Annotated in this window: 25 protein-coding genes; 16 read left to right on the forward strand and 9 right to left on the reverse strand. The window is 56.4% G+C overall.

The features are described from left to right. Positions 1-6 precede the first annotated feature (6 nt). From ftsA to KUF54_RS15420, 5 genes are all read left to right on the forward strand, one after another. Positions 7-1,236, forward strand: a complete 1,230-nt coding sequence (gene ftsA / locus KUF54_RS15400) for a cell division protein FtsA (RefSeq protein WP_219343637.1) — start codon at positions 7-9, stop codon at positions 1,234-1,236. Between the two features lie 146 nt (positions 1,237-1,382). Continuing rightward, the gene (gene ftsZ, locus KUF54_RS15405; protein WP_219343638.1) at positions 1,383-2,576 is read left to right on the forward strand and encodes a cell division protein FtsZ; all 1,194 of its coding nucleotides are present in this window, start codon (positions 1,383-1,385) and stop codon (positions 2,574-2,576) included. A gap of 257 nt (positions 2,577-2,833) precedes the next feature. After that, on the forward strand, positions 2,834-3,757 hold the full coding sequence (gene lpxC, locus KUF54_RS15410; RefSeq protein WP_219343639.1) for a UDP-3-O-acyl-N-acetylglucosamine deacetylase: 924 nt from the start codon (positions 2,834-2,836) through the stop codon (positions 3,755-3,757). A 10-nt stretch (positions 3,758-3,767) separates the two neighbouring features. Beyond that, the gene (locus KUF54_RS15415; protein ID WP_219343640.1) at positions 3,768-3,944 is read left to right on the forward strand and encodes a hypothetical protein; all 177 of its coding nucleotides are present in this window, start codon (positions 3,768-3,770) and stop codon (positions 3,942-3,944) included. 205 nt (positions 3,945-4,149) lie between these two features. After that, the gene (locus KUF54_RS15420; protein WP_219343641.1) at positions 4,150-4,608 is read left to right on the forward strand and encodes an RcnB family protein; all 459 of its coding nucleotides are present in this window, start codon (positions 4,150-4,152) and stop codon (positions 4,606-4,608) included. A 161-nt stretch (positions 4,609-4,769) separates the two neighbouring features. Here KUF54_RS15420 and ruvC read toward each other — a convergent pair whose 3' ends face one another. From ruvC to KUF54_RS15450, 6 genes are all read right to left on the reverse strand, one after another. Continuing rightward, positions 4,770-5,318: a crossover junction endodeoxyribonuclease RuvC gene (gene ruvC, locus KUF54_RS15425; RefSeq protein ID WP_219343642.1), complete on the reverse strand. Its 549-nt coding sequence runs from the start codon at positions 5,316-5,318 to the stop codon at positions 4,770-4,772. A 19-nt stretch (positions 5,319-5,337) separates the two neighbouring features. Next, positions 5,338-6,054 carry a monofunctional biosynthetic peptidoglycan transglycosylase gene (mtgA, locus tag KUF54_RS15430; protein ID WP_219343643.1) on the reverse strand — a complete coding sequence of 239 codons (717 nt, stop codon included), beginning with the start codon at positions 6,052-6,054 and terminating at the stop codon, positions 5,338-5,340. A gap of 41 nt (positions 6,055-6,095) precedes the next feature. Continuing rightward, positions 6,096-6,962 carry a shikimate dehydrogenase gene (gene aroE, locus KUF54_RS15435; protein WP_219343644.1) on the reverse strand — a complete coding sequence of 289 codons (867 nt, stop codon included), beginning with the start codon at positions 6,960-6,962 and terminating at the stop codon, positions 6,096-6,098. Positions 6,963-7,030: 68 nt separating this feature from the next. Further along, positions 7,031-7,891, reverse strand: a complete 861-nt coding sequence (locus KUF54_RS15440) for an energy transducer TonB (protein ID WP_219343645.1) — start codon at positions 7,889-7,891, stop codon at positions 7,031-7,033. Positions 7,892-7,952: 61 nt separating this feature from the next. Then, positions 7,953-10,028 carry a ribonuclease catalytic domain-containing protein gene (locus KUF54_RS15445; RefSeq protein WP_219343646.1) on the reverse strand — a complete coding sequence of 692 codons (2,076 nt, stop codon included), beginning with the start codon at positions 10,026-10,028 and terminating at the stop codon, positions 7,953-7,955. Between the two features lie 57 nt (positions 10,029-10,085). Beyond that, entirely contained in the window at positions 10,086-10,670 is a 585-nt protein-coding gene (locus tag KUF54_RS15450; RefSeq protein WP_219343647.1) for a YqiA/YcfP family alpha/beta fold hydrolase, read from the reverse strand. A 184-nt stretch (positions 10,671-10,854) separates the two neighbouring features. On the opposite strand from KUF54_RS15450, the gene rodA reads away from it, so the two are divergent. From rodA to KUF54_RS15465, 3 genes are all read left to right on the forward strand, one after another. Continuing rightward, positions 10,855-12,036 (forward strand): rod shape-determining protein RodA, encoded by a 1,182-nt coding sequence (rodA, locus tag KUF54_RS15455; protein WP_219343648.1) that lies wholly within the window; start codon positions 10,855-10,857, stop codon positions 12,034-12,036. Between the two features lie 368 nt (positions 12,037-12,404). Next, positions 12,405-13,865 carry a metalloprotease TldD gene (gene tldD, locus KUF54_RS15460; protein ID WP_219343649.1) on the forward strand — a complete coding sequence of 487 codons (1,461 nt, stop codon included), beginning with the start codon at positions 12,405-12,407 and terminating at the stop codon, positions 13,863-13,865. 539 nt (positions 13,866-14,404) lie between these two features. Then, entirely contained in the window at positions 14,405-15,565 is a 1,161-nt protein-coding gene (locus tag KUF54_RS15465; RefSeq protein ID WP_255576158.1) for a 3-deoxy-7-phosphoheptulonate synthase, read from the forward strand. Positions 15,566-15,653: 88 nt separating this feature from the next. Here the strand turns inward: KUF54_RS15465 and KUF54_RS15470 are convergent, their stop codons facing one another. Further along, positions 15,654-16,025, reverse strand: a complete 372-nt coding sequence (locus KUF54_RS15470) for a YqcC family protein (protein ID WP_219343650.1) — start codon at positions 16,023-16,025, stop codon at positions 15,654-15,656. 473 nt (positions 16,026-16,498) lie between these two features. Here KUF54_RS15470 and KUF54_RS15475 point away from each other — a divergent pair, with 473 nt between their 5' ends. Continuing rightward, positions 16,499-16,816, forward strand: a complete 318-nt coding sequence (locus KUF54_RS15475) for a hypothetical protein (RefSeq protein ID WP_219343651.1) — start codon at positions 16,499-16,501, stop codon at positions 16,814-16,816. Positions 16,817-16,961: 145 nt separating this feature from the next. Here KUF54_RS15475 and mpl read toward each other — a convergent pair whose 3' ends face one another. Then, on the reverse strand, positions 16,962-18,368 hold the full coding sequence (gene mpl, locus KUF54_RS15480) for a UDP-N-acetylmuramate:L-alanyl-gamma-D-glutamyl-meso-diaminopimelate ligase (protein ID WP_219343652.1): 1,407 nt from the start codon (positions 18,366-18,368) through the stop codon (positions 16,962-16,964). Between the two features lie 276 nt (positions 18,369-18,644). Between mpl and KUF54_RS15485 the strand changes: the two genes are divergently transcribed. From KUF54_RS15485 to KUF54_RS15515, 7 genes are all read left to right on the forward strand, one after another. Further along, the gene (locus tag KUF54_RS15485) at positions 18,645-19,247 is read left to right on the forward strand and encodes a hypothetical protein (protein ID WP_219343653.1); all 603 of its coding nucleotides are present in this window, start codon (positions 18,645-18,647) and stop codon (positions 19,245-19,247) included. Next, positions 19,240-19,797 (forward strand): TlpA disulfide reductase family protein, encoded by a 558-nt coding sequence (locus tag KUF54_RS15490; protein ID WP_219343654.1) that lies wholly within the window; start codon positions 19,240-19,242, stop codon positions 19,795-19,797. The genes KUF54_RS15485 and KUF54_RS15490 overlap by 8 nt, the downstream gene beginning before the upstream one ends. Before the next feature lie 148 nt (positions 19,798-19,945). Further along, positions 19,946-20,395: an acetyl-CoA carboxylase biotin carboxyl carrier protein gene (accB, locus tag KUF54_RS15495; RefSeq protein ID WP_219343655.1), complete on the forward strand. Its 450-nt coding sequence runs from the start codon at positions 19,946-19,948 to the stop codon at positions 20,393-20,395. A 124-nt stretch (positions 20,396-20,519) separates the two neighbouring features. Continuing rightward, on the forward strand, positions 20,520-21,878 hold the full coding sequence (gene accC / locus KUF54_RS15500; protein ID WP_219343656.1) for an acetyl-CoA carboxylase biotin carboxylase subunit: 1,359 nt from the start codon (positions 20,520-20,522) through the stop codon (positions 21,876-21,878). 147 nt (positions 21,879-22,025) lie between these two features. Next, entirely contained in the window at positions 22,026-22,916 is an 891-nt protein-coding gene (prmA, locus tag KUF54_RS15505; protein ID WP_219343657.1) for a 50S ribosomal protein L11 methyltransferase, read from the forward strand. A gap of 54 nt (positions 22,917-22,970) precedes the next feature. Next, a complete protein-coding gene (locus KUF54_RS15510) occupies positions 22,971-24,176 on the forward strand; it encodes a zinc-ribbon and DUF3426 domain-containing protein (protein WP_219343658.1) in 1,206 nt (401 codons plus the stop codon). 24 nt (positions 24,177-24,200) lie between these two features. Next, complete coding sequence (locus KUF54_RS15515; protein ID WP_219343659.1) at positions 24,201-25,100, forward strand: carbohydrate kinase family protein; 900 nt, start codon at positions 24,201-24,203, stop codon at positions 25,098-25,100. Positions 25,101-25,204: 104 nt separating this feature from the next. Here KUF54_RS15515 and KUF54_RS15520 read toward each other — a convergent pair whose 3' ends face one another. After that, positions 25,205-26,083, reverse strand: coding sequence for a hypothetical protein (locus KUF54_RS15520; RefSeq protein ID WP_219343660.1), 879 nt, complete (start codon positions 26,081-26,083; stop codon positions 25,205-25,207). Positions 26,084-26,142 lie beyond the last annotated feature (59 nt).

A 26,142-nucleotide genomic window follows, 5' to 3' on the forward strand; every position in this document is an offset into this window, starting at 1 on the left:
GCTGATATGGCAAGAGAATACAAGGATGTAATCGTTGGTCTGGACATCGGCACCGCCAAAGTCATGGCGGTGGTGGCCGAGGTCTTGCCTAATGGCGAGCTGAAACTGGCAGGCCTTGGTGTGGCCCCCAGCAATGGCTTAAAGCGCGGCGTGGTGGTCAATATTGATGCCACGGTGCAGAGTATTCAGCAGGCTTTGAAAGAGGCTGAGTTGATGGCTGATTGCAAGATTCAGCGCGTGTGCACAGGCATCACGGGCAGCCACATCCGGGGCCTTAACTCCAGCGGCATGGTGGCAATCAAGGACAAGGAAGTCACCTCGACCGACATGGCCCGTGTGATGGAAACCGCCAAGGCCATCAATATTTCGTCCGACCAGCGCCTTTTGCTGGTGGAGGCGCAAGAGTTTGTCATTGACGGCCATGAGGTGCGCGAGCCCATCGGCATGAGCGGCATTCGCCTTGAAGCCAAGATTCATATCGTCACGGGCGCGCAAAGCGCGGCTGAGAACATCATCAAGTGCGTGCGCCGCTGCGGCCTGGAAGTCGAGCAGTTGCTGCTTAACCCACTGGCATCCGCACACGCCGTGCTGACCGATGACGAGCGTGAGCTGGGCGTGGCGGTGGTCGATATCGGCGCAGGCGCGACGGATGTCGCTATTTTCACTGGTGGCGCGATTCGCCACACGGCGGTGATTCCGATTGCGGGTGATTTGATTACCAGCGACATCGCCATGGCGCTGCGCACGCCAACCAAGGATGCTGAAGACATTAAGGTTGAGAGCGGCTACGCCAAGCAACTTCTGGCGGATCCTGATGCGCAGGTTGAAGTGCCGGGCTTGGGTGATCGCAGCCCCCGCATGATTAGCAAGCAGGCGCTGGCCGGCGTGATCGAGCCGCGCGTTGAAGAAATTTTCTCGCTGGTGCAGCAAGTCATCCGCGAGTCGGGCTACGAAGAAGTGCTGTCCTCGGGCATCGTGCTCACGGGCGGCAGCTCCGTCATGCCCGGAATGATTGAGCTGGGCGAGGACATCTTCCTCAAGCCCGTACGCCGCGGTCTTCCCAAGTATTCGGGTGCGCTGGCCGACATGGTCGCCCAGCCCCGCGCCGCCACCGTGATGGGCCTGCTTGATGAAGCGCGCCTGGCACGTATACGTGGCTACAAAGTGGCTCAGCAAAGCGGATCGATGAAGACTGCTTTTGGCCGGTTCAAGGACTTTATTGTGGGGAACTTCTGATATGAGCACCTATCGCATGTTCATCACAGGCCCCCCGTTAATGGATTTTTTAGGGTTGCGAAGGCGAAGGCCTCGACGACCTCTGATTTCGATGATTTCTTTTCCACAGCAGCGACAGACCACCACTCAAGAACAGGAGCACCACTATGCCGATTGACATGATTGAAACAGAAGAATTCAACCAAGGTACGCAGATCAAAGTGATCGGCGTCGGTGGCGGCGGCGGCAACGCCGTTGACCACATGATTGAACGTAACGTGCAAGGCGTTCAATTCATCACGGCCAATACGGATGCTCAAGCCCTGCTGCGCAGCCGCGCACATCGCACGATTCATTTGGGTGGTAGCGGCTTGGGCGCTGGCAGTAAGCCAGACAAGGGTCGCGAGGCTGCGGAGCTGGCTGTGGAAGACATCCGCGCTGCAATTGAAGGTGCACACATGCTCTTCATTACAGCCGGTATGGGCGGTGGTACGGGTACCGGTGCATCGCCTGTGATCGCACGAGTGGCCAAGGAAATGGGCATTCTGACGGTGGGCGTGGTGACCAAGCCTTTCGATTGGGAAGGCGGGCGCCGCATGCAAAACGCTGACTCCGGCCTGGCCGAGTTGGAAGCGAATGTGGACTCGTTGATCGTCGTGCTCAACGAAAAGCTGCTCGACGTGCTGGGTGACGATATCTCCCAAGATGAGGCTTTTGCCCATGCCAACGATGTTCTGAAGAACGCCGTGGGCGGTATTGCCGAAATCATCAACGAGTACGGCCATGTGAACGTCGACTTTGAAGACGTGCGCACCGTGATGGGCGAGCCAGGCAAGGCCATGATGGGTACGGCCAAGGCCGCAGGCCCTGACCGAGCCCGTATCGCTGCTGAACAAGCCGTGGCTTGCCCACTGCTCGAAGGTATCGATCTGTCTGGCGCCAAGGGTGTGCTGGTGCTGGTGACTGCGGCCAAGGGTAGCTTGAAGCTGTCCGAGTCGCGTCTGGCCATGTCCACCATCAATGCCTACGCTTCGCCTGATGCACATGTGATTTACGGTGCTGCCTACGACGACTCACTGGGTGACGAAATCCGCGTGACTGTGGTAGCTACCGGCCTGTCGCGCCCTAACGTGCGTCGCCAGAACATTCAGGTGGTGCAGGGCGGTCTGCGCACTGGTACGGACAACGTCGCAGTGGGTCTGCCTCCTATCGGTGGTCTGGACTACGGCACGGCCAACACCAATGTGCCTAGCGTCTGGCGCACCAACCGTACCCAAGCTTCGGAGCGCGTGAGCGCACTGGCGTCTGGCGGTATGGATGATGTGGAAATCCCTGCGTTCCTGCGCAAGCAAGCTGACTAAGGCTAGCACCCCCTGAGGCGCTTTGCGCCTTCCTCCTCTCTCGCTTTGCGGGAGGGGGACGAAGCCATCGCTGCGGGGCGGCCCTTGCTCGGCTTCCCTGACTTGGCGCCTGCTTGTTCAAAGCAGGCAGCGGTTAGTAGCAAAGGCCTTTGCTTCGTTAAGGGCTCAAGGCTCATCAATTCGCTGTATCGCAGCGATTAAGACAACCCTAAGCTGGTATGCACCATCTTAGGGTTTGTCGCATTTAAAATAGACAGATGCTTCAGCAACGCACCATCAAGACTATCTCCCGGGCCGTAGGCGTGGGCATGCACAGCGGCCAACGTGTCGAGTTGACACTGCGCCCAGCGCAGCCTGATACCGGCATCGTGTTTCGTCGGGTGGATTTGCCTGAGCCTGTGGAAATTCCGATTTCAGCAGAGTCTGTTACCGATACACGCATGGCTTCCACCATTGGAACAGGCGGCGCCAAGGTGCACACCGTTGAGCATCTGATGTCGGCGATTGCTGGCCTGGGTATCGACAATATCTATGTGGATATCACGGCTGAAGAAGTGCCCATTCTGGATGGCTCGTCTTCGTCCTTCGTCTTCTTGCTGCAAAGCGCTGGGGTGGAGTTGCAAAAAGCGCCTAAGCGTTTTATCCGCATCAAGACCCCCGTTGAGGTGCGTGAAGGTGAAGGCCCCAACCTGAAGTGGGCGCGCTTTGATCCCTACCACGGCTTTAAGCTGCGCTTTGAGATCGATTTCTCTCACCCTGCGGTGGACTCCACCGGGCAGTGCGTTGAGTTCGATATGGGGCTGGATAACTACACCCGCGATATCGCTCGTGCCCGTACCTTTGGCTTTACCAAAGATGTGGAGATGCTGCGCAACAACGGCTTAGCGTTAGGTGGTGGCTTGGATAACGCCATCGTCATGGACGACTACAAGGTCCTCAACAGTGGTGGCCTGCGTTATGACGATGAGTTTGCCAAGCATAAAATTTTGGATGCTATTGGCGACCTGTATCTGATTGGCAAGCCGATTTTGGGCGCGTACAGCGCTTTTCGCTCGGGCCACGGGCTCAATAACAAGCTGCTGCGGGCCATTTTGGAGCAGCCGGATGCTTGGGAAATCGTGACCTTTGATAGCGAGCGTCAGGCCCCTCAGGGCTTTGGCATGCCGACCCAAGCTTGGTAAGAAAGCGCCCATGCTGATTTTTCGCTGGCTGGCCACACTGCTGATCTTGGCCAGCGCCGTGAGCTTTGCGTTTTACCTTGGCACCGGTAAGCAGTGGTACAAGCGCATGAGCTTTTTGCTGTTCAAGTGGACGGTCATTGCAGGCCTTGCATTTTTTGCCGTGATGTTTGTGGGACGTATCGTTTAGTGCGTTGAAAAGTCATATTGCGACGCTCTTTAAAACATAGCTAAAAGTGCTTGTGATAATTGCAGTTGCAGCCGTATTGGCGTTGTAAAGCATAGGCAAAAAACGGTAAATAACTTATTGCCGTACTTGCAATGGAGTGCGATTGGGTGAAGATGCGCACATGGCCTCGTAATTGGATGAGTGCCTTGCTTCAGAAAGGAAACCTATGTTTCGCCTGACCTCTCGCATTCTTTCTGCTTGCGTTGCTGCCTGCCTGGGTTTCGGTAGTCTGGCTGTTCAAGCTCAGCCAGGCCCACCTCCCGGTCATGGTCCGGGTGATATGCGTCATGGTGGCCGTCACGATGATCGTGGCCGCCATCACGACAATCATCGCCATGACGATCGCCGCTTTGACGACCGCCGGGGTGATAACCGCGGGGCTGATAACCGTTTTGACCGCCGCGATGATCGCCGTATGCGTGGTGCAGGCCCAGATCACAACTGGCAGCGGGGTTATCGCGTACCGCCTCAGTATCGCTCGCACCACTATGTCGTTAACGACTGGCGCGGCCACCGTCTCTCGGCGCCTCCGCGTGGCTATCAATGGGTACAGAACGGCAGTGATTATTTGCTGATCGGCATTGCCACGGGTGTGATCGCCACCATGGTGCTGGGCGGCTATTAATAGCCTGCACGAGCAAAAGAAAAGCCGTGGTGAGCCACGGCTTTTTTGCGTCTTGGTATGGGTATCCAAATCGCAGAGCCTCACTCAGAGGCAGCAAGCAAGGCCGCCCTGCGGCGGGGTTGCCGTCCCGCGTGGAGGACGCCGCAAAGCAACACAGTGGGTTAATAGACTCTTCCACCCTTAAACATGGCGTGCTGCTTGCGTTGCAGATCGGTGGATTTGGCCATCAAGCTCATGGCTGCATAGGCATGTGCATGAGTAATAGCCAGCCCCAGTGCATCGGCCGCGTCGGGGCCGGGCAGGCCGGGTAGTTGCAGCAGGCGTTTGACCATTTCCTGAATTTGATTTTTGGCGGCGCGGCCATGGCCGGTCACGGCTTTTTTCATTTGCAGGGCAGTGTATTCAGACACCGGCAAGTTGGCATTGACCAGTGCCGTCAGCGCCGCGCCGCGTGCCTGGCCCAGCAGCAAGGTGGATTGGGGGTTGACGTTGACGAAGACGATCTCCACCGCCGAGCAGTCTGGGCTGTAGCGCGAAGCAACTTCAGAGATGCCGTCAAATAGCACTTTGAGACGGCCCGGCAGGTCGCCTAGTTCCATTTTGTTGGTGCGGATAGTGCCGCTGGCCACATAGGACAGGCGCTGCCCATCCATGTCGATGACGCCAAAGCCCGTGGTCTGCAGGCCGGGGTCGATTCCTAAAATTCGCATGGTTTGAATGTAGCGCTTCTCAAGGTGCGGTCACCATCGGGATATATCGCGCAATAGTGCGTGCGCGTTGCGCCAGGTAGCGCGATTGTGGCGTTTTTTCAAAGCGTTTTGGTGCAGGCAGCATGGCGGCAAGGCGGGCTGCGTCGCTGGCGCTCAACTGGGCTGCACTTTTGCGAAAGTAGTGTTGGGCTGCAGCCTCGGCACCAAACACGCCTTGGCCCCATTCCACGTTGTTGAGGTAAATCTCCAAAATACGTTGTTTGCTCAGCATCAGTTCTAGCAATTGGGCCAGCAGCAGCTCTTGCGCTTTGCGCAAGAAATTACGCTCACCCGATAGCAGCAAGTTCTTGGCCAGTTGCTGGGTGATGGTGGAGCCGCCATAGACCTTGGCAGGCTTGCCGTTGTCAGCTAACTCGGCTTTAGCCTCTGCCTTTGCATTACGTTGGTAGGCTTTTTGAATGGCCTCCCACTGAACGCCGTGGTGATCTAGAAAGCCGGCGTCTTCTGAAGCAATCACCGCACGGGTGAGGTTGCTGGAAATTTGAGCGTAATCCACCCACTGTTGACGCCAGCGCAGGCCGTCTTGGCTGTTCGCCAACTGCCATGCTTCAGAGCGCTGATAGGTGGTAGATTCTGAGTCAAGCCAAGCCATTGCTGCGATGCGCGCTACAAAAAATAGCTGTAGCAGCACGCTGGCGCAGAGTACCAGCAAGAGCAGGCGAGCAAAGGCTTTCATGGCGAATAGGTGCAATGAACGGGCTGAATGAATGAGCTGTATTAATGAGCTGTTGTGGCTTGCAGCAGCTCGCGCAATTCAGCCAGTACTTGGGCCGACGGCGGGCGCACGCCGCGCCACAAGGCAAAGGACTCTGCGGCTTGCTCGACCAACATACCCAAGCCATCTCTAGCGACTGCGCCATGTGCGCTGGCCCAGTCCAAAAATGGCTTGGCTGCAGGGCCGTACATCATGTCGTAAGCCAGACTGCCTGCGCGCAGCACAGATGCGGGAGCCGGTACTTCGGCACCGCCGAGGCTGCTGGCGGTAGCGTTGATGATGATGTCGAAATTTTGAGTTAAATCGGCTTCTAGTGCTTGTTTATCAATGACTTGTAGCTCTACTTTATGTAGCAAAGCAATGTTTGCGTGTTGCTCGACTAGTGCCTGTGCCTTGGCATAGGTGCGGTTTACCACCACGATGCGGCGTGGCTTTTCCTCTAGTAGCGAGCCCAAAGCGCCAGCTGCTGCGCCACCAGCGCCCAGCAAAAGAACATCGCGCCCGTTGATCGTGACGCCTGCATTGCGGGTGATGTCAGCCACAAGGCCTAGGCCATCCGTATTTTCTGCATGAATGCCGCTGCCGCTAAAGATCAGCGTATTGGCGGCGCCGGCCAGGCGTACGCGTTCGCTGGCGCTGATGGCCAGCTCGGCTGCTTGCAGCTTGAAGGGCACGGTGACGTTACAGCCCTTGCCGCCGGCTGCGGCAAAGTTTTGCACAAAGGCCGTAAAGCCGTCGAGCGCGACCAGCGTGCGCTCATAGCTGAGTGCTTGCCCCGTTAACTGCGCAAAGCGGGCGTGAATCCAAGGAGATCGGCTGTGGGCAACAGGGTTGCCGGCAACGCAGTACGAGTCTGTGATGGCAGTCATGAAAGTCGGGGTTATTTAGCAGACCGCTGATAGCCCGCAGATGATGCAGCAAGAGCTGTTGCTAGGAATCAGTTCACGTTGGTTTTCAGCGTTAAGTCGCGATTGAAGCGAAAGCGTGAGACCACGGCAATTTGATCGGCCTTGGCGCGCATGGCCGGGCCAAAGTGGCCATAGGGGCCGGCAGCGCGGGCAATGGCTTCGGCACGCGTATCCAGCATCCGGTTGCCTGAGCCTTGTACCACCTCGGTCGAGAGTACGCGGCCATCGTGGTTCACGGTCAGCACGATGACTAGCTCGCCGTACAGTTTCTTGCCCTTGTTTTCTGGGAAGTTCTCTGTGCCCTTGTCTTCTACCTTGCGGCGTAGCGCGTCGTAATAGACGGCGTACACGGCTTCCTTTGTCGAGGGGCTGATGTAGCGCTTTTTGGGGCGTGCGTTCTCTTCGTTGATGCGCTTTTCAATCTCGGCGAGCATCTTGATGAGTTGCAGTTGCTTCTCTTCTTGCGATTCTTTGTCCGGGTTTTCGGTGCTCAGGCGCGGGTCAATGGGCGGCAGTGCAGCGACCTGCTGACGCAGCTGGGTCAGCAATTGGTGCTGCTGCTCCTGCATGGCGTCGAGCTGGTGCTGCTTGGTCTCAAAATCATCGCCCACAGCGGTCAGGGCTGAGTAGGGCAGAGGGCTGGTCGCCCGGCCTTTTTCAGCATCGCCGCCACCTGCCAACGAGGTCTGGGCAATGGCCGCAGCCTTGTCCGGTGTCTCGTTGGCGCGGGCGTTGACCAAAATCACTTCCAGCGGCGTGTCTTGAAACACGCGCTCAAAGCTTTCAGGATCGACAAACCGAATGGTCAGTAACACGGCATGCACCGCAATCGACACGCCCAGCGTTAGCTGCAGCGTACTCAGTCGTTTAAAAGAGGGGGGCAGTTTCACGGCGGCGTTAGTGCGTTATTGCTTCAATGCGGTGGTGTGTTTGTGCGATGTTGAGCAGAACTCAGGGCTGCGGCTTGTCAGCAGCCGGGGCTTCTGCGTCGTTCATATCCACTGCAATGGCAATGGGACCGGCTACGGCATCATCTTCATCATCTTCGCCGCTGTCGTCGCCTTCGGGCTGAGCCTGGGCTTCGGCATCCAGACGCTCGATGAGCGTGCCCGTGATGTCCAGCGAGATCTCGTCAATCTCGCCGAGCTTGATGCGGATATGCGCACCACGCGGCAGGTTTTGCGCACCCAGCACCGGTAGCACCAGCGGCAGATTGTCGGCGCGCACCAAGAAAGAACCATTGGGCCCTTCCTTGAAGACGCTGGCTGTCAGCTCGGTAATACCGTTTTGCTCCAGATACTTGAGTGTCCAGAAGCGCTCCATGCCGCCTTGATAGCCGTTGTAGGCGCTATAAGCACCGTCAAAGCTGCTGATGATGCCGAACAGCTCTGCATCCTTGGGCTTGAAAGGAGCAGCCAGCGCGGCAGTTTTTCCGTGGCGGGTGCAGGCAATGATTTGCCACTGGTTGACCAAGTCGGTATAGCGGCGCAGGGGCGAGGTGGCCCAAGAGTAGGCCTTTACGCCAATACCGGCGTGGGGCAGTGCCTTGGTGCTCATGCGCACCTTGACTCCCGGGGCCAAGCTGGCCTGGCTGCGGTAAATGCCGGGCACGCCGTGCTCGGCCAGCATCAAACCCCAAGTGCTGTTGGCCACAATTGCGGCCTCGGCCACGATCAAGTCCAGCGGCGCGCCGCGCTTGCGCACGGTGATTTGTACTTGCTCGCTGCCATTGGGCTCGGCACCGTCGTTGCCGACGAGGCGGAAGTTGTAGTCCGGGCGGTTGAAGTTCTCAGGCTTGCCGCGAACCACTTCGCGGTTGGCCTTGAGGAACTTGGACCAGCGCTGTAAAAAGGTGAGCTCTTCGCGCTTACCCAGCAAGGACTCAGGCGTGTTTTCGACCTCAATCGAGGTGTCGGTCAGCCATTCTTCGGTGACGATGTGGTCGAGCTTGTCGTAGCGGAAGTTGACATCCACGGGCACGCGCTCAAGGCGGGTTTCGCTGGAGACGGTCTCCAGCGTTTCCTCGTTGATGGTCACGTACAGCGACACGGCGGGGTTGGCGCGGCCTTCATCCAGCGTGTAGATCTGCACCACCTCATCGGGGAGCATGGTGATCTTGTAGCCGGGCATGTACACGGTGGACAGGCGATTGCGGCCCAGTTTGTCCAGATCGCTGCCGGGCGTGATGGCCAGACCGGGGGCTGCAATGTGAATACCCACGGTGACCGTGCCCGTCCCCAAGCCGGTGACGGACAGGGCATCGTCGATTTCGGTGGTGGCCGAATCGTCGATAGAGAAAGCATTGACCTCGGCCAGAGGCAGGTCTGCCGGTGGCTGGGGCGCTTCCAGAGCCGGGAAGCCCGTGCCCTTGGGGAAGTTGTCGAACAGGAAGCGCTTCCAGTGGAACTGGTAGGACGAGTCAATGGCGCCTGCGCGGTGCAGCAAGTCCAGCGGCGCCATCTTGGTGGCGCGGGTGGCTTCGACGACGGCCTTGTATTCAGCCGCATTCTTGTCGGGTCTGAACAGAATTTTGTAGAGCTGATCGCGAACGGCTTGCGGGCATTCGCCGCGGCCCAACTCTTCGGCCCAGCCGTCAATCTGGGCCTGAATCAGTTTCTTTTTTTCAATGGCGGCCAGCGCTTGCTGCAAAATTTCAGCGGGCGCCTTCTTGAAGCGGCCCTTGCCTGCGCGGCGGAAGTAGTGCGGTGCCTCAAACAGGCAAAACAGCGCGCCGACCTGCTGGGCCAGCGTGGCTGATTCCGAGAAATAGTCGCGCGCTAGGTCGGCAAAGCCGAATTCTTCATCCGACGCAAACTCCCAAGCCAGATCTAGATCGATCTCGCTTGCCTGCGCTTGGCCTTGAGCGATGAGCTCGGCAGGCGCTGGCTTCTCAAACTTGAGAAGAATGTTGGCGGACTTGACCTTAACCCGCTTACCCGAGTCCAGTTCGACTTGGGCAGAGGATTCGGCTTCAGAGAGGATGCGTCCGGCCAAAAATTTACCGGCTTCTTCAAACAGTGCGTGCATAGGCGCGCATTTTCCCACGAGCGGGGAACTTGTAGGCGCTAGAGTTTATGCAGCAGCTCACGCCAGCATTAAAAACTCGTCAATCCGGCCCAGATACTCAGGGAAATCCGTCAGTGCGTGGTCGCCGCCTTCTTGCACCAGTTGCAGCGCATGGGGGTAACGCTCACTCATCTCCGTCCAGCTCAGTACTTCATCACCTTGTGCGATGAGTGCCATCTCTGGTGCGGCTGGCGTCATGCTTCGTGTATCAAGCTGTCGCAATTCATCGATGTATTCAGGGCGAAAGAAGAACGTGTCCTCTGGGTCATGCCAGCTGGCTTGCTCGCCAATGTATTTCTCGAGGTCCCGGGCCGGGTTGACGGCCGGGTTGATCAGCACGCTCTTGCAGCGCGCCAACTGCGCCACCCAACTGGCGTAATAACCGCCCAGTGATGAGCCCATGACGGCCATGCTCTGGCGCGGCCAGCTGGCAATGCCTTCCGCAATTAAAGCCGCCGCATCGCGCGGAGAGGGCGGCAACTGTGGGCACCACCAGCGCACCTTGGAGTGCTGGGCGCCGACATAGTCCGCCATGATGCGGGCCTTATTGGATTGGGGGGAGGAGCGAAAACCGTGCAGATACAGCAGGTGGGTGGTTGTCATGGCGGCAATCTCCTCTCTTAAATAAAGCGGCTTTTCAGTTCTGATGATTGTGGACTGTTTGCAGCCAAGCCTATCAGCGGGAAAGGCCTGCGAGGGGCTCAAGAGGGGGGATCTATTTCAAGTCGTCAGAAAAGCTCAACCTTGTAATGAGCGCGGAGGCCCTCTCCCCCGATAATTGCCGCCCATGTCCGCCACCGAATTTGATAAGCCCTCTTTGCTGCAACGCATTGTTCCGCTGTTTCGCGGCTTTGACTTTTTGCTGCTTCTGTTTATAGCCATGCTGGCCGGGGCGGGGCTGCTGGCGATGTACTCAGCGGGCTTCGATCACGGCACGCGCTTTAGAGACCACGGGCGCAATATGTTGATTGCTGCCAGCCTTTTGTTCCTGCTGGCGCAGGTGCCGCCGCAGCAATTGATGAAGGTGGCGGTACCGCTTTATGTTCTGGGCGTGACGCTGCTGGTGGCCGTGCTCCTCTTCGGTATCACCAAGAAAGGCGCAACGCGCTGGGTGAATGTGGGGGTGGTGATTCAGCCTTCAGAGCTATTAAAGATTGCGACGCCGCTGATGCTAGCTTGGTGGTTTCAGCGCCGAGAAGGCAATTTGCGCGCCTCAGACTTTGCCGTCGCCTTTGTGCTGCTGATGCTGCCTGTGGGCCTGATCATGAAGCAGCCGGATTTGGGCACATCGCTGCTGGTCATGGCTGCAGGCCTGTCCGTCATCTTTTTTGCGGGTTTGCCTTGGAAGCTGATCGTGCCGCCGGTGATCTTGGCTGTGGTGGGTATCTTGCTGATCGTGTGGTTCGAGCCTCAACTGTGCCTTGATGGTGGAAGCTGGTATTTTCTGCACGACTACCAGCGCACCCGAGTCTGCACATTGCTGGACCCCACGCGTGACCCGCTGGGTAAGGGTTTTCACATCATTCAGGGAATGATTGCGATTGGCTCGGGCGGGGTTTGGGGCAAGGGCTTTATGGCTGGCACACAGACCCACTTGGAGTTCATCCCCGAGCGCACCACCGATTTCATCTTTGCCGCTTACTCCGAGGAGTTTGGGCTGGTCGGCAATTTATTCATCCTCGCCGGCTTTTTGCTGCTGGTCTGGCGCGGTCTGGCGATTGCCATGTACGCCAATTCATTATTTGGCCGTTTGATGGCAGGGGCCGTGGCCATGATTTTCTTCACCTATGCTTTTGTGAACATGGGTATGGTCAGCGGCATTCTTCCAGTAGTGGGCGTGCCTTTGCCTTTTATTAGCTATGGCGGTACAGCCATGGTCACGCTGGGGCTGGCGCTGGGGGTGTTGATGTCAGTCTCACGGGCGCAGCGCCAGTTGCCGGGTGGCGATGGGCATATTCCTCATGGTTAACAATCTAAAAATAAATTGCTATTAAAAATATAGCTATAAGTCTTTATTGATAAATGATCAAAGCCTGATTTGACTCAAATTCAATGAAGCTGCGGCGCACTTAGAGCGTGGAAAATTGTCAGTAGTTCCCTCTGATCTCTTGCTTAGTGTGTAAACAGCGTTTACAAATGAATCTGGAGGGGTCAGAAGACCGATCATGCGGGAGCGGCAAAGGCCTAAGAGGTTTTTGTGATGCATTGCGGGCAGCGCAAAAATCTGGCGAGTGAATAGAGCGGAATGTTGATCATCCTGGTGGGGTGACATTCCGCTCTTTTTTATGCTGCATCCACCAGCGAGTCAGGATTTGTAGCTATCTCTACAATGTCTACATGATTTCCCGCGAACCCACCATCGAACGCTTGGCCACGGCCCGTCAGTTGCTGCTTGAGCCTTTCGGCCTAGACGAAACCCATCTTGCGCGCGCGCTTGCCGAAATTCGCTCGCACCAGGTGGATGACGCCGACCTCTACTTCCAGTACACCCGAGCCGAAGGCTGGAGTTTGGAAGAAGGCATCGTCAAGACAGGCTCCTTTTCCATCGACCAGGGCGTGGGCGTTCGCGCGGTCAGCGGCGAGAAGACGGCGTTTGCCTATTCCGACGATATTTCTGAAGCCTCTTTGCTAGACGCTGCGCGCACCGTGCGCTCTATCTCTAGCGCAAGCCAGACGCGTCGAGTCAAGGCTGCTAAGCAGAAAATTACGCAAAGCCGCTCTCTTTACCCCGAGCTGGACCCTATCAGCACGCTAGACAGTACTGCCAAGATTGAGCTGCTGGGCAAGGTGGAAAAGCTGGCCCGCGCCAAAGATCCGCGTGTGGTACAGGTGATGGCCGGTTTGGCCAGTGAATATGACGTGGTGATGGTCGCTCGTGCTGACGGCACGCTCGCTGCCGATGTGCGCCCGCTGGTGCGCTTGTCGGTCACCGTTATTGCCGAGCAAAAGGGTCGTCGCGAGGTGGGCTCTTCCGGCGGTGGCGGACGTTTCGGTCTGGCTTATTTCAGTGACGAGCAAATCACCCAATATGTTGATGAAGCAGTGCACTCCGCACTGGTCAACTTGGAAGCACGCCCCGCACCCGCAGGCGTGATGACCGTGGTGCTGGGCTCGGGCTGGCCCGGCGTGCTGTTCCACGAAGCAGTGGGTCACGGCTTGGAAGGCGACTTCAACCGTAAGGGCTCTAGCGCCTTCAGTGGCCGCATTGGTCAGCGCGTGGCAGCCAAGGGCGTCACTGTGCTGGACGACGGCACCATCCCTGATCGCCGTGGCTCGCTGAATGTGGACGACGAAGGCCACGTAAGCCAGCGCAATGTGCTGATTGAAGACGGCATCTTGAAGGGCTACATCCAGGATTCGATGAATGCCCGCCTCATGGGGGTCAAGCCCACCGGTAATGGCCGTCGCGAAAGCTACGCCCACATTCCCATGCCGCGCATGACCAACACTTATATGTTGGGTGGCGATAAGGACCCGCAGGAAATCATCGGCTCCATCAAAAAGGGCTTGTACGCCAGCAATTTTGCGGGCGGTCAAGTGGACATCACCAGCGGCAAGTTTGTGTTCTCTGCAAGTGAAGCCTACTGGGTGGAAAACGGCAAGATTCAGTATCCCGTCAAGGGCGCCACCATCATCGGCAGCGGCCCTGAATCGCTCAAGCACATCAGCATGATCGGCAACGATATGCGTCTGGACTCTGGCGTGGGAACCTGCGGCAAAGAAGGCCAGAGCGTGCCTGTGGGCGTGGGCCAGCCAACGCTGCGTATTGATGGCCTGACGGTCGGCGGTACGGCTTAACGCTGTATTTTCGGCAGGCTTTCCTGCTTAAGCACAAACCCCGCGCTGCATAGCAGCCCGGGGTTTTGTTATTTTTAGCCCTTTAAAAGGGTTAGAAGTTGTGGCTGAGACGAATTTTTAACGCATTCATTGGCGAATAGATAAAAATTGCGGATGCGCTGAAAAATTGCATTGATTGTTTTTCAGATCATTTTTTAGTCAATAAAATTCTAAAAAAATATTAAAAACGCAAAAAAATTGCATATCAAATGCATTAAAAAATTCCCCTGTTCAGAGGAGAAGAGCTTTTCTGACAGCACTTTTGCATTGATGCCTGATGCTGCATTGCAAAAGAGCTGTGCTACATTGAAAGACATGCAAACGCAACGCGCTTATTTCTTTTACTTTTGGTTCTCACCCCCGGCGGCTGAGAGGTAATTGAGCGCACCCTGCACACACCTCCCTAAGAACCGCCGAAGCTGACAAGCCCGGCGGTTTTTTTATGCCCACGTTCCAGCTCCCCCGGTTTTCCAAAATCAAAGACTTCACGAAAGATCGCCATGACTGCTCTGAACACTTCAACCACTGATTCCTGGTATCGCTCTGCCTCCCCCAAGACAGGACAGACAGACGACGCACGTATCAAGGACATCACAGTGTTACCACCTCCAGAGCACCTCATTCGCTTCTTCCCAATCTGCGGCACGCCCGTGGAGACACTGATCAGCGACACCCGCCGCAGCATTCACAACATCATGCGTGCGCAGGATGACCGCTTGCTGGTGATCGTCGGCCCTTGCTCCATTCACGACCCTGCCGCCGCTTTGGAATATGCCCGCCGTCTGGCCGTAGTGCGTGAGCAGTACAAAGACACACTAGAAGTGGTGATGCGCGTGTACTTTGAGAAGCCTCGCACCACAGTGGGCTGGAAGGGGCTGATCAACGACCCCTACTTGGATCAAAGCTACCGCATCGACGAAGGCCTGCGCATTGCACGCCAGTTGCTGATCGACATTAACCGTTTGGGCGTGCCAGCGGCCAGCGAATTCTTGGATGTGATCTCTCCCCAGTACATTGGCGACTTGATCAGCTGGGGAGCCATTGGTGCTCGTACCACGGAAAGCCAAGTACACCGCGAGTTGGCTTCGGGTATCTCGGCGCCTATCGGCTTCAAGAATGGCACCGACGGCAATATTCGTATTGCAACGGATGCGATTCAGTCCGCCAGCCGCGGTCACCACTTTTTGTCGGTACACAAGAATGGCCAAGTCGCTATCGTGCACACCGGCGGCAACCAAGACTGCCATGTGATTTTGCGCGGCGGTAAGACGCCTAACTACGAGGCAGAGCATGTCGCTGCCGCCTGTAGGGATTTGGAAGCTGCTGGCCTGACGCCTACTTTGATGGTGGATTGCAGCCATGCCAACAGCAGCAAGCAGCATGAGCGTCAAATTGACGTTGCCCGTGACATCGGCGCTCAAATCGCTGGCGGTTCCAACAGCGTGTTTGGCGTAATGATTGAAGGCCACCTGGTCGGCGGTGCCCAGAAGTTCACACCCGGCAAAGATGAAGTCAGCAAGCTGACTTATGGCCAGAGCATTACCGATGCTTGCTTGAACTGGGATGACTCCGTCGCCACCATGCAAGAGCTGTCACAAGCGGTGCTCAAGCGCCGCCAAGCTGCTGCTGTTGGTAATAAAGAAGCGGCAGTTGCTGCCTGATTGAAGCTGAAGACCTAAAAAAACAGGCCACAAGGCGATTGCCCTGTGGCCTGTTTGCTAATTGACATAGATCGACTAGCGCTTTGGATTAGTGTGTGGAGTCCGGTGCTGAGTCAGGCGTTATATCGGATCCGTTAAGGCAGGCATCGATGCGGTTGATTAGACGCAGCAGATTGCTTTTATCGAAGTCTGTGCTTTGTTCCCACTCGTGGCTAGCCAAGGGGTAAACATGGCTTTGATGGGGGAGAGCCCCCTTGGCATCAATCACGGCGCGCAGACGCGGAATGTAGACCCACTGCAGCCATTGATGCAGTTTGAGGGTGTCATACATGAAAGGTGTGGTGGACTCCAGCGCCTTGGGGTCAGGCGCGACCGCAGACCAAAGCTTCTGGGTTTGCAGCTCTAACTCCAGTTGCTGCAGGCGCTCGCGTAATTCTTGATAGATGTTTTCAGCGGTCATGATGATGTGGTCCTGAATGCGTTGTGCTGCTGGCAAGTAATTTTTAAGTATGTAAGTGCTCTCGTTGAAATTTCAAGCCTAGAGAACTCTGACTTAGAGCGACTCACACCACCGAGCAAAGCTATGGTTTGTGTTTGAGACTAGGCGCGAAGCAACAACCTATCAAGGGTTTCGTTAGCGGCTCTTAATAACAACGAGGTTACGGTTTCTTAATGGGGGTTGAAAAAAGCACTTTCACCCCTATATTCATATCAAATGTGAATGTGCTGCTATCAAATTAATTGATTTTTTAGCGCTGTTCACGGTATGTTTCGGTAACCGCGGTGATGCTTGAATCGAATTTTCAGCCCTGCATAGGTTATCGCTGCTGTTTGCAAGCTGTCAGCTTGTAGCGTTTTCAGCCAAGAGGCCACTATTAAGCTGTGGTCATGACAATGAATGGTGCGACAGTCACCAGAAGTGAAAGGCGATTTATGCGTAGTGAAGTAATCGTGGTCTTAGATGGTGATCTTGAATACCGCGTGGATACTCAGTCTTTGCCTACAGTCAGTTCGGACGAAGGTCGTCGTTGGCTGGATCAGCAATTCACCTCGCTCGAATGCGAGCCTTTGCGCGCTACAGGCAAGGTTTTGCTCGCCGATAAATTGGTGGTCGTTGCGCGTGAAGCGCAAAATCGCCCTGAATTGTTTGAGAGCACAGACTGGCGCAACACTTATGCTGTGGCCGCGCAGGCCGTGTTGTCCAAGCCCCTGATTCGGGTGGATGTGCCTGCAATGTCGATAAGTTATTGAACACTGCCTGAGCCGCTGCGCGGCTTCCCCCAAGGGGGACGACAGCCACGCTGCGGGGCGGCCCTTGCTTGCTGTCACTGGCTTGGAGTTGTTCCAGTTTTAAAAAATGCCCGTTGATTTCTCAGCGGGCATTTTTGCTTCTGGCTTACTTCAGCGCTTCAAGCAGTTTGGCGTGTATTCCGCCAAAGCCGCCATTGCTCATGCAGACAATGGTGTCGCCGGGTAGGGCTGCCGCAGTGATTTGGGCAATTAATGTGTCGATGTTGTCTGTCGCTTGAGCACGTTCGCCCATGGGCTGCAGAGCTTCAGCGGCATCCCAGTCTAGGCCGGCGGTATGGCAGAAGGCCAAGTCGGCACTTTCCAGCGACCAAGGCAGCTGGCTCTTCATCGTGCCCAGCTTCATGGTGTTGCTGCGTGGCTCGAATGCAGCAAGGATGCGGGCTTTTGGGCCGATCTTGCGGCGCAGGCCGTCTAGCGTGGTGCGAATGGCGGTGGGGTGGTGGGCAAAGTCGTCATAAACCTCGATGCCGTTCACGGAGCCGCGCAACTCCATGCGGCGCTTGACGTTTTGAAAGCGCGAAAGGGCTTCGCAAGCTACTTCAGCGCTAACGCCTAAATGGTCCGCCGCGGCAATGGCAGCCAGAGCATTGAGCTGGTTGTGCACGCCGGTCAAGGACCATGTTAATTGGCCCACCTTTTTGCCATGGCGCAGCACGGCAAAGTCGCTGGCGTCGCCTTCTGCGCTGAAGTCGCTGACAGCAGAGCCGAAAGAGCGCACTTCGCTCCAGCAGCCCTGACCCAATACTCGGGTCAGGCTTTCTTCAAGGCCATTGGTCACCACGCGTCCGCTTGCTGGCACGGTGCGCACTAAATGATGAAATTGGCGCTCAATGGCTGCGAGATCATCAAATATATCGGCGTGATCGAATTCAAGGTTGTTCAGCACAGCAGTGCGTGGGCGGTAGTGCACAAACTTGCTGCGCTTGTCGAAGAAGGCCGTGTCGTATTCATCGGCCTCAATCACAAACACGGGCTCGTCCCCCGCAGGGCCGGGACCGGTTGCGGGGCGCTCTGGGGCACCTAAACGGGCTGAAATACCAAAGTCCAGCGGTACGCCGCCCACTAAAAAGCCCGGTTGCAGGCCTGCGCATTCCAGCACCCATGTCAGCATGGATGTTGTGGTGGTTTTGCCGTGTGTGCCCGCAATCGCTAATACATGGCGTCCGCGTAAAACATGTTCAGCCAACCACTGTGGGCCACTGGTGTAGGCCGCGCCGGTGTCCAAAATCGCTTCCATCAGCGGAAATTTTGGCGAGCCATCGGGCAGGTGTTTGCGGCTGACTACGTTGCCGATCACATACATATCGGGTTGGAGCGCTATTTGATCGGCGCCATAGCCCTCAATCAGCTCAATACCCAACTGGCGCAGCTGATCGCTCATGGGCGGGTAAACGCCCGCATCACAGCCCGTCACTTTGTGACCCGCTTCACGCGCCAAGGCGGCCAGACCTCCCATGAAGGTGCCGCAAATACCCAGAATATGAATGTGCATGGCGGGGGATTCTACGTTTACGTGTCAGGTCTGGGCGCAAGCGGTGAGCCCGGTAGGCGCTTGTAGCCATCTTTCTTACTAAAGTAATAGCTGGCAGTCCTTTATTTACATTGAGTTAATCGTATTTTTGCCTTGATCTTGAGGTCTACCTGTGACTAGTTGCTATCAAAAATATTTCATGTGCGAAATAGGGCGAAGTAGCTTCTCTTTCATGGGTCACAATGCTTTTTAATGCCCCGATGTAGCACATCGCTGTGGACTCAAAGGAAGCTTGCTATGAGTTTGGATAACGTGACGACTGAAATCGCTCAAACAGCGGCCCGCATCGTGGTTGAAGAAGGGCTGGATTGGGGGCCTGCTAAGCAGCGGGCCGTGCGCCAGTTGGCCTTGCCCAGTCGTACGGCACTGCCTGATAACGAGCAGCTTGAAGAAGCCGTGCGTGAATATATAGAGCTGTTCTGCGGCGACACCCAGCCGCAAGAGCTGCAGGCGCTGCGTGAGCTGGCGCTGGTTTGGATGGATCGGCTGCAGGAATTTCGCCCGCACTTGGCCGGGGCGGTTTGGCGCGGTACTGCGACCCGGTTATCTGATATTTATCTGCAATTGTTTTGCGACGACTCCAAGTCCGCTGAAATTGCCTTGATCAATAAGCAGGTTTCCTACGAAGCGAGTACGGTGAAGGGATTTCAAGGCAAACCGGTGGAAGCGCTATCAATCCACTCTCTGTGCAAACCGCTTAATGAAACTGTTGGCGTGCATCTGATGGTGTATGACCATGACGATATGCGCGGTGCCATGAAGCCCGATAGCCGTGGGCGCAGCCCGCGTGGTGATGCCAAGGCTTTGCGTAAGTTGCTTGAAGAGAGTCGTGATGAGTGAATTACCTAACCCCAAACCACAACACCAAACGGGCTCGCGCCGCCGCCTTTCGCTGATCGGGGCTGTGGCTGGCGTGGCCGCTGCTGCGGGCGCTGGCTTTGCATGGAAGCGCAGCCAACCGCAGCCCGTGGAATCAGGCGCTCAAGAACAGTTGTGGAGTCAGGTTTTTGAAACCCCGGATGGCAAACCATTTGCCATGGCAGATTTCAAAGGCCGCCCTGTGCTGCTTAATTTTTGGGCGACATGGTGCCCGCCTTGCATCAAAGAGCTGCCCATGCTCAGTGAATTCGCGCAAAAACAAGGCGCGCAGGGTATTCAAGTCGTTGGTCTGGCGGTGGATAAGCCAGAATCGGTGCTGCGTTTTTTGCAGCGACAACCGGTGAAATTCCCTGTAGGAATTGCGATTCAAGGAGGTTTGGGCCTGACTCGAAGCTTGGGGAATTTACAGGGAGGCCTGCCGTTCACAGTTCTGTTCGATGCCCAAGGCCAAGTCAAGCAGCGTAAAATAGGGGAGCTTTCCAGCGAAGATCTGGTAAGTTGGAGTCAATAGAGCGAATGAACATTGCTCTTGCCGTCAGAAAAGTGTAGGCGACTCCAATTCCCCGGTGGTGTTGTTGAAAATTATGCGCTAATGCGCGCAGAAGGCCGAATTTGAGGTAAATTCGCGCCCTGTTTAGAATTAAGTCGCTGGAGCTCCCATGGATTTGCGAAAACTCAAGACCCTTATTGATCTGGTGTCCGAATCGAATGTGTCGGAACTAGAGATCACCGAAGCAGAGGGCAAGGTCCGTATTGTTAAGAGCGAAGGTATCGTGCAGCAGTATGTTGCCGCTCCTATGCAAGCTGCACCCGTAATGGCAGCCCCAGTTGCAGCTGCTGCCGCGCCAGTCGCCGCAGCCCCTGCCGCTGCTGAAGGTCACGTCGTCAAGTCGCCCATGGTTGGCACTTTCTACCGTGCCTCCAGCCCAGGTGCTAAGGCTTTTGTGGATGTGGGAAGCCAAGTCAAAGAAGGCGACACGATCTGCATCGTTGAAGCCATGAAAATTCTCAACGAGATCGAAGCTGACAAGAGCGGCACCATTGTTCGCGTGCTGGGTGAAAACGGCCAGGCTGTGGAATACGGTCAACCCCTGTTCGTGATCGAGTAATAGGTCATGAGGCGTTGCATGCTGATTGCATTGCAGCGCCAAGGTGCGCTAGCCGTTGGCTGCGCGACTGGGTCATTGGCAGTGGTCTGTGCTGAGGCGCAGGCAACAAGCTGCGAGGAACTTCATGTTTAAGAAAATTTTGGTTGCCAATCGGGGCGAAATTGCCCTGCGCATCCAGCGCGCTTGCCGTGAGCTGGGTATCAAAGCGGTGATGGTTTATTCCGAAGCCGACCGAGATGCCAAGTACGTCAAGCTCGCCGACGAAGCCGTGTGTATTGGCCCAGCGCCCTCGGGACTGAGCTATTTGAATATGCCTGCACTCATTTCGGCTGCCGAAGTGACGGATGCTGAGGCGATTCACCCCGGCTACGGCTTCTTGGCTGAGAACGCTGACTTCGCCGAGCGCGTTGAAAAAAGCGGTTTCACCTTTATTGGCCCGACACCCGAGAACATCCGCATCATGGGTGACAAGGTTTCGGCCAAGCAAGCCATGATCAAGGCAGGCGTGCCTTGCGTGCCCGGCTCGGACGGTGAGTTGCCTGACGATCCTGCACTGATCAAGCGCATTGCCAAGGCCGTGGGATACCCTGTGATCATCAAAGCCTCCGGTGGCGGTGGTGGTCGCGGCATGCGCGTGGTACACACCGAAGCTGCTTTGGTGAACGCCGTGCAAATGACCAAGGCGGAAGCTGCTGCAGCTTTCGGCAATCCTGCGGTCTACATGGAAAAGTACCTGCAAAATCCGCGTCACGTGGAAATTCAGGTCATTGCCGACACCTTCAAGAACGCCGTTTATCTGGGCGAGCGCGACTGCTCCATGCAGCGTCGTCACCAAAAGGTGATTGAAGAAGCTCCGGCTCCAGGTATTCCTCGCAAGCTGATCGAGCGCATCGGTGAGCGCTGCGTGACTGCTTGCAAGAAGATTGGTTACCGCGGTGCGGGCACGTTCGAGTTCTTGTACGAAAACGGCGAGTTCTACTTCATTGAAATGAACACCCGCGTGCAGGTTGAGCACCCTGTCTCTGAGCTGATTACCGGCGTGGATATTGTTCGCACCCAAATCATGGTGGCGGCCGGCGAAAAGCTGCCCTTCACCCAGCGTCAGGTTGAGTTCAAGGGCCATGCCATTGAATGCCGCATCAACGCTGAAGATGCCTACAAGTTCACACCTTCGCCTGGACGCATCACCACATGGCATGCACCTGGCGGCCCGGGTGTGCGCGTGGACTCGCATGTGTACAACAACTACTTTGTGCCGCCTCACTACGACTCGATGATTGGCAAAATCATCACGTACGGCGACACCCGCGACCAGGCCATTGCGCGTATGCGCACTGCTCTGCTAGAGACCGTGGTTGAAGGCATCAGCACGAACATTGCGCTGCACCAGGATTTGATGGTGGACGCGAAGTTCCTAGAGGGTGGTACCAATATCCACTATTTGGAAGAGTGGCTGACACGTCGTAACCCGACCAAACGATGAGCTGGCCATTGCCGCTTTGATTTCTGATGCTGGCCTCTGGCAACGGAGACCAGCATTTTCGTTTTTCAGGAATATATGGTTTATGCAGCTAGATAGAGGCAGCGCCTTGTATCTATGCCCTGCATAGCCCCCATGAAAGGATTGGCCATGTACGAGCTGAGCCTAATGTGCCCGGAAGACCGGGTCGAGACCATGAGCGACGCGCTTGATGCATTGGATGCATTGAGCGTGTCTGTTGAAGATGCCGATGCACAGACGGATGCCGAGCAGGCCCTGTTTGGCGAGCCCGGTATGCCTGCGCCCAAGGAGGGCTGGAACCGTAGCCGCGTGATTGCGCTGTTCCCCACCCAAGCAGCTGCTGCAGAAGCACGTGACTTGCTGGTGCCCCAAGAGTTTTTTGAGGGCTGCAAAATTTTGGCCCTCAAGCCAGTGCCTGATCAAGACTGGGTGCGCCTGACGCAATCTCAGTTTGAGCCTGTGGACATTACCCCTGAGTTCTGGATTGTTCCCACTTGGCACGAGTTGCCAGAGCAAGCCAAGATCAGCATTCGTTTGGACCCTGGTCTGGCGTTTGGTACGGGTACACACCCCACGACCCGTATGTGCCTGCGCTGGATTTCACGCCAGCCTAAGGACACGCTAGGCCGCACGCTGGACTACGGCTGTGGCTCCGGCATTTTGGCCATTGGTGCTGCCAAGTTTGGCGCGACGCAAATCGATGCAGTGGATATTGATCCCGCAGCGGTGGAGTCCACCAACTACAACAGCAGCGCCAACCACGTTGAAGTGAAGGCAGGTCTGCCTGAAGCTGCGGGCGGCGAGTACAACACCGTGTTGGCCAATATTTTGGCCACCCCGCTCAAGGTACTGGCTCCGCTGCTGTGCGGACGTGTTCAGGCCGGAGGTAATTTGGTGCTGGCCGGTATTTTGGAGCGCCAAGCCGATGAGCTTAAAGAAGCCTACGCGCCTTACCTTAAGCTTGAAGTAGCTGACAGCCAAGATGGCTGGATCTTGATGACCGCCCAACGCGCCGCTTGATACAGGTCCGCACCTTAACGGGTGCGGGTTGTTGCTGCCTACATTTGCCATCCGATGAGCCAAGTTACCCGTTGCCCCTCCTGTGGAACCCGCTTCAAAGTGGTTGCAGACCAGTTGCGCATCTCGCAAGGCTGGGTGCGCTGCGGCAGGTGTCAAGGCGTATTTGATGCATCGCAGGATTTGCAGTCCGTGCCCGATGAATTGCTGGTGCCTAGAGCCTTGCAACCTATGGGGCAGACCCCTGTAGAGCGACAAGAATCTATTGCGCATTCAGATGAGCTTGAATCAACGCATGCTCCTGTTTTGGAAGCGGTAAGTGCTGATGAAGAAAAGGCTTTAGCCCAATCTGGTTCAAACTTGCCCGGCGAGAAATCTCTGGATGAAGTGCTTGAGGCGGCTGAAGATGAGGCGGCGCGCGCCGCTGATGCGGCTGATTTGAGCGATCAAATTCAGCCCGGCTCTTCACTTGCCTCTGTCGCAGCGCCGCAAGTCACAGAGCCTTCGTTTGTCGATCAGGCCCGCCCTTTGCTCGATAAGGATGAGCCTTTGGCTGCAGAACGTGAGGCTCAGACAGAGACCACTGTAGAAGTCCAATCTGCGGATGCTCCTTTGCCCATTCCTGCGGATGAGTCCAAACCCGCTGCACTTGCATTGCAGCTTGCTGCGGATGCGGATCGCGATGCAGATGACAACAAGGGTGACGAGGTCCAAGACGAACTCGAAAAAGCCGCACCTGAAAGTGATGAGCTTGGCTTTATACGCGAGGCACGGCGTAAAGCTTTTTGGCAATCCACTGGCATGCGCATTGCGTTGGTCGTGGGCTCTTTGGCTGCCGCAGCAGGTGTTGTGAGTCAGCATGCATGGCAGCAACGCGATGCGCTGGCGGCGCAATATCCAGCGTTAACGCCGACTCTTACCAGCGCATGCAACTTGGCTGGTTGCGAGTTGCAGGCGCGGCGTCAAATTGCTGACGTGGTGATCAATGGCTCTGGCTTTAAGCAACTGGCCGATGCGCATAAGTATCAGTGGAGCCTGACGCTTGAAAACCGTTCTGATGTCGCCGTAGCCATGCCGATGGCTGAGTTGACACTGACGGATTCGCAGGACAAACCGCTGCTCAGGCGCGTGATAGATCTTCAATCTCTGGGTGCGCCAGCGCAGTTGCAGGCCCGCGAAGAGTGGAGCGTTAGCGTGCCTGTTCAAGTGCAGGAGCTTGATGCCCCCGTGGCCGGCTACCGTGCACTGGTTTTTTACCCTTAATCAATTTCTGAAAGAAAAAGCACCATGGCTGCTTTGATCTGTGGATCGCTGGCGTTCGACAACATCATGACCTTTGACGGTCGTTTTGCGGACCAGATTCTTCCCGACCAACTGCATATTCTGAATGTGTCGTTTCTAGTGCCCACGCTGCGTCGCGACTTTGGTGGTTGCGCTGGCAATATCGCATACAGCCTGAAGCTGCTGGGTGGCGATGCGCGCCCGATGGCGATGGTCGGCAGCGACGGTGCTGACTATGTTCAGCGCTTTAAAGATTTGGGCATTGAAACTCGCCACGTGGGTCAGCTGCAAGCTACGCACACGGCTCAGTGCATGATCATGACGGACCATGACAACAACCAGATCACGGCCTTCCACCCCGGCGCCATGATGCAGGCGCACGAGAACCAAATCACGGCGGATATGGCTGCCGAAATCAAGGTCGGCATCGTGGCCCCCGATGGCCGCCAAGCCATGATTGATCACGCTGCGCAGTTTAAGGCCGCAGGCATTGCGTTTGTGTTCGATCCGGGCCAAGGTTTGCCCATGTTCAATGGTGATGAGCTCAAGGCTTTCATCGAGCAGGCTGACTGGGTTGCAGTGAATGACTATGAAGGCAAGATGCTCAGCGAGCGTACCGGCCTGAGCTTTGCGCAAATCTCGCAGCAGGTGCGTGGCCTGATTGTGACGCTGGGCGCTGAAGGCTGCGAAGTTTGGCAAAACGGCGAGAAGACACTGGTGGCTGCTGTGAAACCAGCGGCTGTGGTTGACCCTACCGGCTGCGGCGATGCATGGCGTGGTGCCTTCCTGTTTGGCTTGGAGCGTGGCTGGGACCTAGTGCGCTGTGCCGAGCTGGGCAACCGCATGGGTGCGCTGAAAATTGCGAGCCGCGGCCCGCAAAATTATCAGCTGGACTTTCAGCCTTGATACCTTGATTAGCGTACTTGGTGCGCTGATCTGATGCATGTAAAAAAGCCCGACTCTCGCAAGCGAGATCGGGCTTTTTTATTGCGCGCCGGTCAGTAAGCTGATTAAGGCTTGTTGCCTGTGGGGAATGGCCATGCAGCTTGAGGTGCAAGGCGAGTTTGAGCCACAGGTGCAGCAGTTTCTGCCACGGGTGCAGGGGCAGCCTTCTTAGCAGGAGCAGCAGCCTTCTTGGCAGTCTTGGCAGGAGCAGCCTTCTTGGCAGGAGCAGCAGCCTTCTTGGCAGGAGCAGCAGCCTTCTTGGCAGGAGCAGCAGCCTTCTTGGCAGGAGCAGCAGCCTTCTTGGCAGGAGCAGCAGCCTTCTTGGCAGGAGCAGCGGCCTTCTTGGCAGGAGCAGCAGCCTTCTTGGCAGGAGCAGCGGCCTTGGCAGTAGTTGCAGCCTTCTTAGGAGCAGCAGCCTTGGCAGTAGTTGCGGCCTTCTTAGGCGCAGCAGCCTTGGCAGTAGTTGCAGCCTTCTTAGGAGCAGCAGCCTTGGCAGTAGTTGCAGCCTTCTTAGGCGCAGCAGCCTTGGCAGTAGTTGCAGCCTTCTTAGGTGCAGCAGCCTTGGCAGTAGTTGCAGCCTTCTTAGGCGCAGCAGCCTTGGCAGTAGTTGCAGCCTTCTTAGGCGCAGCAGCCTTGGCAGTAGTTGCAGCCTTCTTAGGCGCAGCAGCCTTGGCAGTAGTTGCAGCCTTCTTAGGCGCAGCAGCCTTGGCAGTAGTTGCAGCCTTCTTAGGCGCAGCAGCCTTGGCAGTAGTTGCAGCCTTCTTAGGAGCAGCAGCCTTGGCAGTAGTTGCAGCCTTCTTAGGAGCAGCAGCCTTGGCAGTTGTTGCAGCCTTCTTAGAAGCAGCAGCTTTCTTCACAACTTCAGCCTTGGGCGCGGCCGCCTTCTTGGCAGTTACTTTTTTCTCGGGTGTGGCCTTGGCGGCCGTCTTCTTCGCAGTTGCCATCATTTTCTCCTTCGTTGATTTGCATAAGACGTCCAGCTTTTTTGTGGCTGGACGATTCA

This window comes from Comamonas sp. Y33R10-2, from assembly GCF_019355935.1.
Classification (GTDB): domain Bacteria; phylum Pseudomonadota; class Gammaproteobacteria; order Burkholderiales; family Burkholderiaceae_C; genus Comamonas.

Bases quoted from the DNA above. Each gene is read 5' to 3' on its own strand.
- ftsA (WP_219343637.1), top strand. From the start codon at position 7: ATGGCAAGAGAATACAAGGATGTAATCGTTGGTCTGGACATCGGCACC.
- ruvC (WP_219343642.1), bottom strand. From the start codon at position 5,318: ATGCGAATTTTAGGAATCGACCCCGGCCTGCAGACCACGGGCTTTGGC.
- KUF54_RS15485 (WP_219343653.1), top strand. From the start codon at position 18,645: ATGAGTTTGGATAACGTGACGACTGAAATCGCTCAAACAGCGGCCCGC.
- KUF54_RS15490 (WP_219343654.1), top strand. From the start codon at position 19,240: ATGAGTGAATTACCTAACCCCAAACCACAACACCAAACGGGCTCGCGC.
- KUF54_RS15465 (WP_255576158.1), top strand. From the start codon at position 14,405: ATGACTGCTCTGAACACTTCAACCACTGATTCCTGGTATCGCTCTGCC.
- rodA (WP_219343648.1), top strand. From the start codon at position 10,855: ATGTCCGCCACCGAATTTGATAAGCCCTCTTTGCTGCAACGCATTGTT.
- lpxC (WP_219343639.1), top strand. From the start codon at position 2,834: ATGCTTCAGCAACGCACCATCAAGACTATCTCCCGGGCCGTAGGCGTG.
- KUF54_RS15515 (WP_219343659.1), top strand. From the start codon at position 24,201: ATGGCTGCTTTGATCTGTGGATCGCTGGCGTTCGACAACATCATGACC.
- tldD (WP_219343649.1), top strand. From the start codon at position 12,405: ATGATTTCCCGCGAACCCACCATCGAACGCTTGGCCACGGCCCGTCAG.
- mtgA (WP_219343643.1), bottom strand. From the start codon at position 6,054: ATGAAAGCCTTTGCTCGCCTGCTCTTGCTGGTACTCTGCGCCAGCGTG.
- accB (WP_219343655.1), top strand. From the start codon at position 19,946: ATGGATTTGCGAAAACTCAAGACCCTTATTGATCTGGTGTCCGAATCG.
- KUF54_RS15510 (WP_219343658.1), top strand. From the start codon at position 22,971: ATGAGCCAAGTTACCCGTTGCCCCTCCTGTGGAACCCGCTTCAAAGTG.
- aroE (WP_219343644.1), bottom strand. From the start codon at position 6,962: ATGACTGCCATCACAGACTCGTACTGCGTTGCCGGCAACCCTGTTGCC.
- mpl (WP_219343652.1), bottom strand. From the start codon at position 18,368: ATGCACATTCATATTCTGGGTATTTGCGGCACCTTCATGGGAGGTCTG.
- KUF54_RS15445 (WP_219343646.1), bottom strand. From the start codon at position 10,028: ATGCACGCACTGTTTGAAGAAGCCGGTAAATTTTTGGCCGGACGCATC.
- KUF54_RS15520 (WP_219343660.1), bottom strand. From the start codon at position 26,083: ATGGCAACTGCGAAGAAGACGGCCGCCAAGGCCACACCCGAGAAAAAA.
- prmA (WP_219343657.1), top strand. From the start codon at position 22,026: ATGTACGAGCTGAGCCTAATGTGCCCGGAAGACCGGGTCGAGACCATG.
- KUF54_RS15470 (WP_219343650.1), bottom strand. From the start codon at position 16,025: ATGACCGCTGAAAACATCTATCAAGAATTACGCGAGCGCCTGCAGCAA.
- KUF54_RS15415 (WP_219343640.1), top strand. From the start codon at position 3,768: ATGCTGATTTTTCGCTGGCTGGCCACACTGCTGATCTTGGCCAGCGCC.
- KUF54_RS15475 (WP_219343651.1), top strand. From the start codon at position 16,499: ATGCGTAGTGAAGTAATCGTGGTCTTAGATGGTGATCTTGAATACCGC.
- KUF54_RS15420 (WP_219343641.1), top strand. From the start codon at position 4,150: ATGTTTCGCCTGACCTCTCGCATTCTTTCTGCTTGCGTTGCTGCCTGC.
- ftsZ (WP_219343638.1), top strand. From the start codon at position 1,383: ATGCCGATTGACATGATTGAAACAGAAGAATTCAACCAAGGTACGCAG.
- KUF54_RS15450 (WP_219343647.1), bottom strand. From the start codon at position 10,670: ATGACAACCACCCACCTGCTGTATCTGCACGGTTTTCGCTCCTCCCCC.
- accC (WP_219343656.1), top strand. From the start codon at position 20,520: ATGTTTAAGAAAATTTTGGTTGCCAATCGGGGCGAAATTGCCCTGCGC.